At 51.5% G+C, this 7,949-nt stretch carries 10 protein-coding genes and 1 pseudogene; 4 read left to right on the forward strand and 7 right to left on the reverse strand.

The window, feature by feature from the left end; translation table 11 throughout:
* Positions 1 to 11 precede the first annotated feature (11 nt).
* Genes msbA through kdsB form a run of 4 tightly spaced genes read left to right on the forward strand, consistent with a single transcriptional unit; the run spans position 12 to position 3,730 of the window.
* Positions 12 to 1,766 carry a lipid A export permease/ATP-binding protein MsbA gene (gene msbA / locus B3355_RS07820; protein WP_292782304.1) on the forward strand — a complete coding sequence of 585 codons (1,755 nt, stop codon included), beginning with the start codon at positions 12 to 14 and terminating at the stop codon, positions 1,764 to 1,766.
* On the forward strand, positions 1,766 to 2,809 hold the full coding sequence (gene lpxK, locus B3355_RS07825) for a tetraacyldisaccharide 4'-kinase (RefSeq protein ID WP_292782307.1): 1,044 nt from the start codon (positions 1,766 to 1,768) through the stop codon (positions 2,807 to 2,809). Before msbA ends, lpxK begins: the two co-directional genes overlap by 1 nt.
* A complete protein-coding gene (locus tag B3355_RS07830) occupies positions 2,799 to 2,981 on the forward strand; it encodes a Trm112 family protein (protein ID WP_047514384.1) in 183 nt (60 codons plus the stop codon). Before lpxK ends, B3355_RS07830 begins: the two co-directional genes overlap by 11 nt.
* Before the next feature lie 2 nt (positions 2,982 to 2,983).
* Positions 2,984 to 3,730: a 3-deoxy-manno-octulosonate cytidylyltransferase gene (gene kdsB, locus B3355_RS07835; RefSeq protein ID WP_292782311.1), complete on the forward strand. Its 747-nt coding sequence runs from the start codon at positions 2,984 to 2,986 to the stop codon at positions 3,728 to 3,730.
* A 17-nt stretch (positions 3,731 to 3,747) separates the two neighbouring features.
* Here kdsB and B3355_RS07840 read toward each other — a convergent pair whose 3' ends face one another.
* From B3355_RS07840 to B3355_RS07870, 7 genes and pseudogenes are all read right to left on the reverse strand, one after another.
* Complete coding sequence (locus tag B3355_RS07840; RefSeq protein ID WP_019881659.1) at positions 3,748 to 4,242, reverse strand: FxDxF family PEP-CTERM protein; 495 nt, start codon at positions 4,240 to 4,242, stop codon at positions 3,748 to 3,750.
* A 125-nt stretch (positions 4,243 to 4,367) separates the two neighbouring features.
* Positions 4,368 to 4,712: a DMT family protein gene (locus B3355_RS07845; RefSeq protein ID WP_024929654.1), complete on the reverse strand. Its 345-nt coding sequence runs from the start codon at positions 4,710 to 4,712 to the stop codon at positions 4,368 to 4,370.
* 63 nt (positions 4,713 to 4,775) lie between these two features.
* Positions 4,776 to 5,114, reverse strand: coding sequence for a P-II family nitrogen regulator (locus tag B3355_RS07850; RefSeq protein WP_019881661.1), 339 nt, complete (start codon positions 5,112 to 5,114; stop codon positions 4,776 to 4,778).
* A 78-nt stretch (positions 5,115 to 5,192) separates the two neighbouring features.
* Positions 5,193 to 6,794, reverse strand: coding sequence for an NAD+ synthase (locus B3355_RS07855; RefSeq protein WP_292782321.1), 1,602 nt, complete (start codon positions 6,792 to 6,794; stop codon positions 5,193 to 5,195).
* Between the two features lie 29 nt (positions 6,795 to 6,823).
* A complete protein-coding gene (locus B3355_RS07860; protein ID WP_292782324.1) occupies positions 6,824 to 7,354 on the reverse strand; it encodes an ankyrin repeat domain-containing protein in 531 nt (176 codons plus the stop codon).
* Positions 7,338 to 7,760 carry an ankyrin repeat domain-containing protein gene (locus tag B3355_RS07865; RefSeq protein WP_292782327.1) on the reverse strand — a complete coding sequence of 141 codons (423 nt, stop codon included), beginning with the start codon at positions 7,758 to 7,760 and terminating at the stop codon, positions 7,338 to 7,340. Before B3355_RS07865 ends, B3355_RS07860 begins: the two co-directional genes overlap by 17 nt.
* Positions 7,761 to 7,774: 14 nt before the next feature.
* Positions 7,775 to 7,949: pseudogene (locus B3355_RS07870) on the reverse strand (succinate--CoA ligase subunit alpha); the annotation flags it as partial.

Genomic DNA, 7,949 nt, shown 5'->3' on the forward strand with positions numbered 1-7,949 from the left:
GAGAAAATCGCATGGCGCGTAAGCCCGCTTCTGAATCAGTCATCGTTACGAATCCTGTCTTGCTCTACAAGCGCTTGTTTGCCTATGCCTGGCACTACAAGATGCATTTTGCATTGTCCATGGTATCTACCGGCATTCTCGCCTCCAGTAATACGCTATTCCTGGCTTTGATTAAAAAGGTCACTGATGAAGGCTTTGCCAAGTCTGTCGATCATGATGCCTATGTGTTGCCTTTGATGCTGTTTGGCCTGATGGCGATCAGGGCCGTGGCCGGATTCTTTTCTGTGTACAGTCTGCGCACGGTGGCCAGGCGGGTGGTGGAAGTCTTGCGCAAGCAAATTTTTGCCAAATTGCTGATGTTGCCGGTGAGTTTTTTTGATGCTAACTCCAATGGCTTGCTGGTCTCCAAAATGACCTACGATATTGAACGCCTGTCTACGGTAGTTACACGCTCTGCGCTCAACGTGTTGCGCGATGTATTGACGGTGGTTGGCCTGATCGGCTACATGCTGTATTTGGATTGGCGCCTGACGCTGATTTTTGCGTTGGTTGCCCCATTGATGGGTTTTTACCTGGCGCGCACCACGCCTAAGTTGCGGGCGAATGCTAAAAAAGTACAACAGGCGGTTGGCGAGATTACCAAAACGGCAGAAGAGGCCATTGCTGCGCAGCGTATCGTCAAGATTTTTGGCGCGCAGGCGTTCGAGAATGACCGCTTTGGTGAAGTGGTGAGCCGTAACCGCCAACTGGAATTACGTACCGCCAGAATCTCCGGCCTCAATAGCTTTGTCATTGAAATTCTGTCTGCTGTGGCCTTGGGCCTGGTGGTTTTTTATGCGCTGGCACAGTTTACCGTCGGCGAATTTGCTGCCTTTGTCGGTGCGTTAATGATGCTGATTGCACCAATCAAGCACATCACCGCCGCCAATGAAGATTTGCAGATAGGCCTGGCGGCCGCGCAAAGTGTATTTGATGTGCTGGATATTGATAACGAAGTCGATCAAGGTCGCTATCAGGTCGCTCGCGCCCAAGGCGCATTGCGTTTTGATCAAGTCACCGTGCGTTACCCGCAAGCCAAAAAAGATGCCTTGTCTGCCTTGAGTTTTGAGATTGCAGCGGGTGAAAAAGTCGCGTTGGTTGGGCGCTCCGGCAGCGGTAAAACCACGCTGGTGAATTTGTTGCCGCGGTTTTACGAGTCACAGCAGGGCATCGTGTTGCTGGATGGCCACAATGTGCGGGACTATCAGCTCGACAATTTGCGCGCGCAGTTTTCACTGGTTAGCCAGGATATTGTGTTATTTAACGACAGCATTTTTAATAATATTGCCTATGGTGCCTTGCGCGATGCCAGCGAGCAAGAAGTCATAGATGCCGCTAAAGCGGCCAATGCCTGGGAGTTTATCCAGCAAATGCCACAAGGCCTGCAAAGCGAAATCGGTGACCGTGGTGTACGGCTCTCCGGCGGCCAGCGCCAGCGTTTGGCGATTGCACGGGCTATTTTAAAGAACGCACCGGTATTGCTACTGGATGAAGCGACTTCTGCGTTAGACAGTGAATCAGAGTTGCATGTGCAAATGGCATTGGATCGCCTGATGCGTGACCGCACGACGATTGTGATTGCGCATCGATTGAGTACGGTGGAGAACGCCGACAGAATTTTTGTCATGGATCATGGTGACATTATTGAAACCGGGTCACACCAAACCTTGCTGGCACAAAACGGCTATTACAGCAGGCTTTATCACAAGCAGTTTCAAGACGACTAATGTTGCGCACCTGGTTTGAGCGGCAATGGCAAACAAGCGGCTGGGCGCAATGCCTGCTGTTGCCGTTATCGTGGTTATTTGCCTTGTTGGCAGCGGGCAGGCGTTATGGTTACCGTGTCGGCTTATTTTCAAGCCAGGCTTTGCCGGTACCGGTGATCATTGTTGGCAATATCTCTGTGGGCGGTGTCGGTAAAACGCCGTTGGTGATTTACCTGGCGCAGCAATTACGTGATGCCGGCTATGCACCTGGAATCTTGAGCCGTGGTTATGGTGGTCAGCATAGAGGTGAGGTGAGGCCTGAAAGCGAGCCAGCACTGTGCGGCGATGAGCCGGTATTGATTGCCCGCCGTACGGGCTGTCCGGTGTGGGTGGACCCTACACGCGCTGCTGGTGGCCTGGCATTACTCAAGGCACATCCCGAGGTGAATGTATTGATCTGTGATGATGGCTTGCAGCACTATGCTTTGCAGCGCGATATTGAAATTGCAGTAGTGCAGCGGCCATTGGGCATAGGCAATCGGCGATTATTGCCAGCTGGCCCCTTGCGTGAATCATTGCGTCGTTTGCGCTCGGTCGACCTGGTGGTCGAAACCGGGCAATTGCCTGCCACGCCCGCGCCTGTGAACACTTACCAGCTGCGCTTGCGCACGGGTACATGGACGTCGGTTGCTGATTTTTCCAGCGAGACCAGCACTGAGCGACTGCGTGGGCAGTCCGCTGAGCAGACCTTGGTGGCGATGGCTGGTATCGGACATCCGCAGCGCTTTTTTGACCTGCTGGCGACCATGGGCCTGGGCTGCGAACAACGTCCGCTGGCAGATCATTATGCCTATAGCCAGGCCGACTTTATAGCGTTGCGCGGAAAAACCATACTGATGACAGAGAAAGATGCCGTAAAATGTCAGCATCTGGGCTTGGAAAACGCCTGGTTTCTGCCCATGTCGGCTGAACTAAGTCCTGTTGGCCATGATCAATCACTGGCAGAGTCTGTCATTGGCCTGTTGAAACACAAGCATGCAAAGGAAGTCAAAAATGAATCCTAAATTACTGGAAATCCTGGTCTGTCCAGTGACCAAAGGGCCGTTGGTTTACGATAAGCAAAAGCAGGAGCTGGTCTCAAAAAATGCACGCCTGGCCTATCCGGTGCGGGATGGTATCCCGGTCATGCTCGAAGATGAAGCTCGCCGCCTGGATGAGCACGAGTATAGCGAATAACGATGTTTAAGGTGGTTGTTCCTGCCCGTTTTTCCAGCACCCGTTTACCGGGTAAACCGTTACTGGATATCGCTGGCAAGCCGATGGTAATCCGGGTTGCTGCGCAGGCGGCAAAAAGCATGGCGAATGAAGTCGTGATTGCGACAGATCATCTAGACATTATGCATTCTGCTCAGCAGCATGGCTTCAATGCTGTCATGACGCGTCAGGATCATGTGTCTGGCACCGATCGTATTGCTGAAGTGGTCGCAAAAATGGCTTGGCCGGACGATGTGATCGTGGTTAATGTGCAGGGCGATGAGCCGCTGATAGATCCGCTATTGATTAATGAGGTCGCACAAACCCTGGCGAATGATCCGCAAGCCGTAATGTCCACCGCCTGCCATCCTATCCATGAGGCAGAAGTTTTCGATAACGCAAACGTGGTCAAAGTGGTGTTAAATGCAAAACAGCAAGCTTTGTATTTTAGCCGTGCTGCAATCCCGTTTCCGCGTGATGCGGAATACAGGCAAAGTCCTGCTGCCTATCGCCATATTGGTATCTATGCCTATCGTGTGGGCTTCTTAAAGCAATATGCCAGCCTGCCAGTGACTACACTGGAGAAAATTGAAAGCCTGGAGCAATTACGCGTGTTGTATCACGGTTACCAGATTGCAGTCACGGTCACGGATCATGCTCCTGCGAGCGGAGTCGATACGCAAGATGATTTAGACTTGGTTAGGGAAGTATTTGCTGCGTCGCTTGCTTGATTGCCAGCNNCGCATTATTAGTTTTTTCTTTGGCGGCGTACAGCAATCGCACCCATCAAAGCCAAACCGGCGAACATCATGCCGTAAGTTTCTGGTTCTGGCACTGGTACAGTGATTGGATTGATGGTGTAGCTACCTTCGTAGTGGCCACCGGCAATCAGGTTGAACTGCAGTGTATAGTTGCCTGCAGCCAGGTTAGACACGCTGAATGTGTATCTGGTCAAGTCCAGGTCTACCAATGGTGTCAGGATAGGCGCATAGGTAAATGTATCGTCTGCATCACTGATGATTGTCAGGCCTTGATACAAACCGGAGTTGTTTTCGTGCAGCAATCTCAGGCTTGGGTCTAACACGCCGGTCAGATCAAAGCTGCCGTCCAAGTAAGAAATGTTGATTTTTACAGTGTGGGATAAGCTGGTACCTGGGTGATCATTACCGCTGAATGTTGTAGTGGTGGCAAAAGCAGAGGTGCTGGCCAACAGTGATGCTGCGACTAACAGATTCTTAAACATAATTTTTCCCCGATTGATATTTTTAAAATGTTGCTGAGACGGATTATGACAATCTGGCGTCAGCAGGGAAATAGCCCGTTAGGGTCAGCACATGAGTGGGGTCTTTGGGATGGCGCTATCGAGTGTCAGGTTCTGAAGATAAAGTAGACTGCGCCCATCATGCACAGGCCTGCCCACAGATAGTCCCATTTAAGTGGTTGCTGCATATACATCACGGCAAAGGGGACAAAGATGACCAGCGTAATCACCTCTTGCAAGATCTTGAGCTGTGCCAGGTTGAGCTGGGTAAAGCCAATGCGGTTGGCAGGCACCTGAAAGCAGTATTCAATCAGGGCAATGCTCCAGCTGGCAATAATGGCAATCCACAGTGGCTTTTGGTGCAGGTCGCGCAAATGGCCATACCAGGCAAACAACATAAACAGGTTGGCTGCCGAGAGTAACAGTACGGTTTTAATCAGGGTGTAAGACATACCAGGCGCCATGCCACGTCACTGTGTGACGCATTGCGCTGCGTCACACGATTATTGATTGAATTAAATAGCAGCTTCGCCAGTTTCGCCGGTTCTGATGCGGATGACCTGTTCGACAGAAGTAACAAAAATCTTGCCATCGCCAATTTTGCCGGTGTGTGCAGCTTTGATAATTGCTTCGATCGCGCCATCTACCATGTCAGTGGCTAAAATGACTTCAATTTTGATTTTTGGCAGGAAATCCACCACATACTCTGCACCGCGATAAAGCTCGGTGTGGCCTTTTTGACGACCAAACCCTTTGACTTCTGTGACTGTCAGCCCATTGACGCCAATGGCAGACAAGGCTTCACGTACTTCATCCAGTTTAAAGGGTTTAATGACGGCTTCTACTTTTTTCATACGCGCTCCGTGGATAAATCTTTGTCTAGTATTCTACGCAAGCAGTGCTTTTTATTCAAATGTCACAGTGATTTCGAATTAAAAAGCCAGATTGCAGGTAATTGGGTAGCGGCGGTCTTTGCCAAAGCCACGCTCGGTAATGCGCACGCCCACCGCGGCTTGCCTGCGCTTATATTCGTTGCGGTCTATCAGGCGCGTGACACGCTGTACGTCAGCCTGTGTGTAGCCCAGGCCGATAATGGCCTCTACGCTAAGATCTTTTTCAACGTAGGCTTCCATAATGGCATCCAGTACTTCGTAGGCCGGCAAACTGTCCTGGTCGGTCTGGTTGGCGCGCAGTTCTGCACTTGGCGCGCGCGTGATAATGCGCTCTGGAATCACCGGGCCTAACTGATTACGATAAGTGGCCAGCCGATATACCAGTGTTTTTGGCACATCTTTAATCAGGGCAAAGCCGCCAGCCATATCGCCATACAGTGTGCTATAGCCAACGGCCGTTTCAGACTTGTTGCCGGTGGTGAGCACCAGGCTGCCAAATTTGTTGCTGAGCGCCATGAGTAACATGCCGCGTATACGTGCCTGCAAATTTTCTTCAGTGGTGTCAAATGCTTTGCCCGCGAATTCATCAGCCAAGGTGGCACAAAAGCCTTCAAACAGCGACTTGATGGGTAATACGCTGTAATCGACGTCTACCAGGTGCGCCATTTCAGCAGCATCTTCGACGCTGATCCCGGCGGTAAATTCTGATGGCATCATCACGGCTTTGACGCGTTCTTTGCCCAGCGCATCGACGGCAATCGCCAGCGTCAGCGCAGAGTCTATACCGCCGGACAGTCCCAGCACGACGCTCGGGAACTTGTTTTTGTTGACGTAATCCTGCAAGCCCAGCACCAAGGCTTTGTATACAGTTGCCTCTGTCGATAATGGTTGGCTGATGTCTGTCAGTATTGGTTGCGTTTGTTGCAGGGTGAGGTAACCCAGGTGTTCTTCAAACATCGGCAGTTCTTGTACTAACGCACCCTGACTATTCATGCTGAACGAGGCACCGTCAAACACCAGTTCATCCTGGCCGCCAACCATATTGGCATAAACCATCGCCAGGCCGGTTTCCTTGATACGGTCACGCAGTACCTGGTAACGGGTTTGTTGTTTGTGCAGGTGGTAAGGAGAGGCATTGATGGTCAACAGCACTTGCGCATCCGCTTGCAAGGCTTGCAGCGCCGGTGCTGGTTCCCAGCTATCGGCACAGATTAAAATACCGTAACGCACACCATGCCATTCAAATACGACGGGCAGATCGCCCGCTTCAAAATAACGCTCTTCATCAAAGACGCTATAGTTGGGCAGGTTGTGTTTGTGGTAGGTGGCCTGGATTCTGCCAGAGTGGATCACCGAGGCCGCGTTATAACGTTTGCCTGCGACCGTGTGCGGATGACCGATAATCACCGCGATATCGGTTGGCAACTGTTGTTCTAACCATTGCAGGGCGCGCTGGTTGGCGGCATAAAAATCTTGCCTGAATAGCAGGTCTTCGGGCGGATAGCCGCAAAGTGCCAGCTCTGGTGTGAGTAACAGTCTTGCACCTGCCTCATGGGCCTGATTAGCAAGCGCCAGGATACGTTCTGCATTTTGCTGCATGGCACCAACCATGCAGTTCATTTGAGCAATTGCGAGTTTCATGATGCCCTATTTATTGAGTACGTGTGTGGTCAGTACTTGCCACCAGCCGCTTTAATCAGCTCTACCATGGCAGGATTCTGGCCTTTCAGTGCGTAGACATAAGCGGTGAGTCCATATTGGTCACGGGTTTTGACATTGGCCTCATGTTCCAATAACAGGCGCGCCATGTCAGGTGAGTTGTTGCTCACCGCCAAATGCAGCAAGGGGGTGCCTTCACTGTCTTTGTGGTCAACATCCGCTTTATGCTCCAGTAATGCTTTGGCGACTTCGGTTTGGTTTTTGGTGACCGCCCAGGTCAATGCCGTCCACTCGTGCTCGTCTTCTTCATCCACTTTGGCGCCATGCTCTAGCAGGTAAATGGCAGCAGGGGTAAAGCCTTCCCTGGCAGTGATCATTAAAGCCGTGGTGCCGAGTTTGTCTTTGAGGTTGGCATCTGCACCGTGGCTTAAAATTGAGGTGATGGTAGGCACATCGCCACTTTTTGCGGCATATATGAGTACGGTTTTACCATCTGATGAACGTACATTGGCATCAAAGCCACGTTCAATAATGAGGCCCACGACNNAGCAATGCTTTCACCGCGTCAATATTATTCTTTTTCGCCGCAAACATCAGTGCGGTCCAACCACCTTGATCTTTGGCATTGATGTCGGCGCCATGGGTCAGCAGTTCGCGTATGACTTCAGCCTGGTTTTTGCGGGCGGCATACATGATGGGCGTGATTTTTTCACTGTCAGTCACATTGGGGTTGGCACCACTTTTAAGCAGTGCCTTGACCGTGGCAAGGTCGCCTTTGGACGACGCGATCAACAGGTAGGAAATATTGGCGCTTGGTTCTATGCTGGTTTCATCAACGGGTGCTTTTTTGGCAGCCTGTGCAGGCAGCGGCAAGTATAGCCCCAGCAACAGGCTGGCGCTCATGCAAAGAGCGCCAAGCCAATGGGTTGTCTGAGGACGATGCTTCATGCCGTTTCCTTTGTTTATGTTGTCGCGCGTTTGATGGCTTCGAGTACTGCTTCACCCAAGCCAGCAGGGGAGGCGGCCACCACGCAGCCAGCGGATTCCAGGGCGGAGATTTTATCTTCTGCTTTACCTGAGCCGCCCGAAATAATGGCACCGGCATGGCCCATACGCTTGCCTTTTGGTGCAGTCAGG

Source organism: Methylophilus sp. UBA6697, assembly GCF_002454655.1.
Taxonomy (GTDB): domain Bacteria; phylum Pseudomonadota; class Gammaproteobacteria; order Burkholderiales; family Methylophilaceae; genus Methylophilus.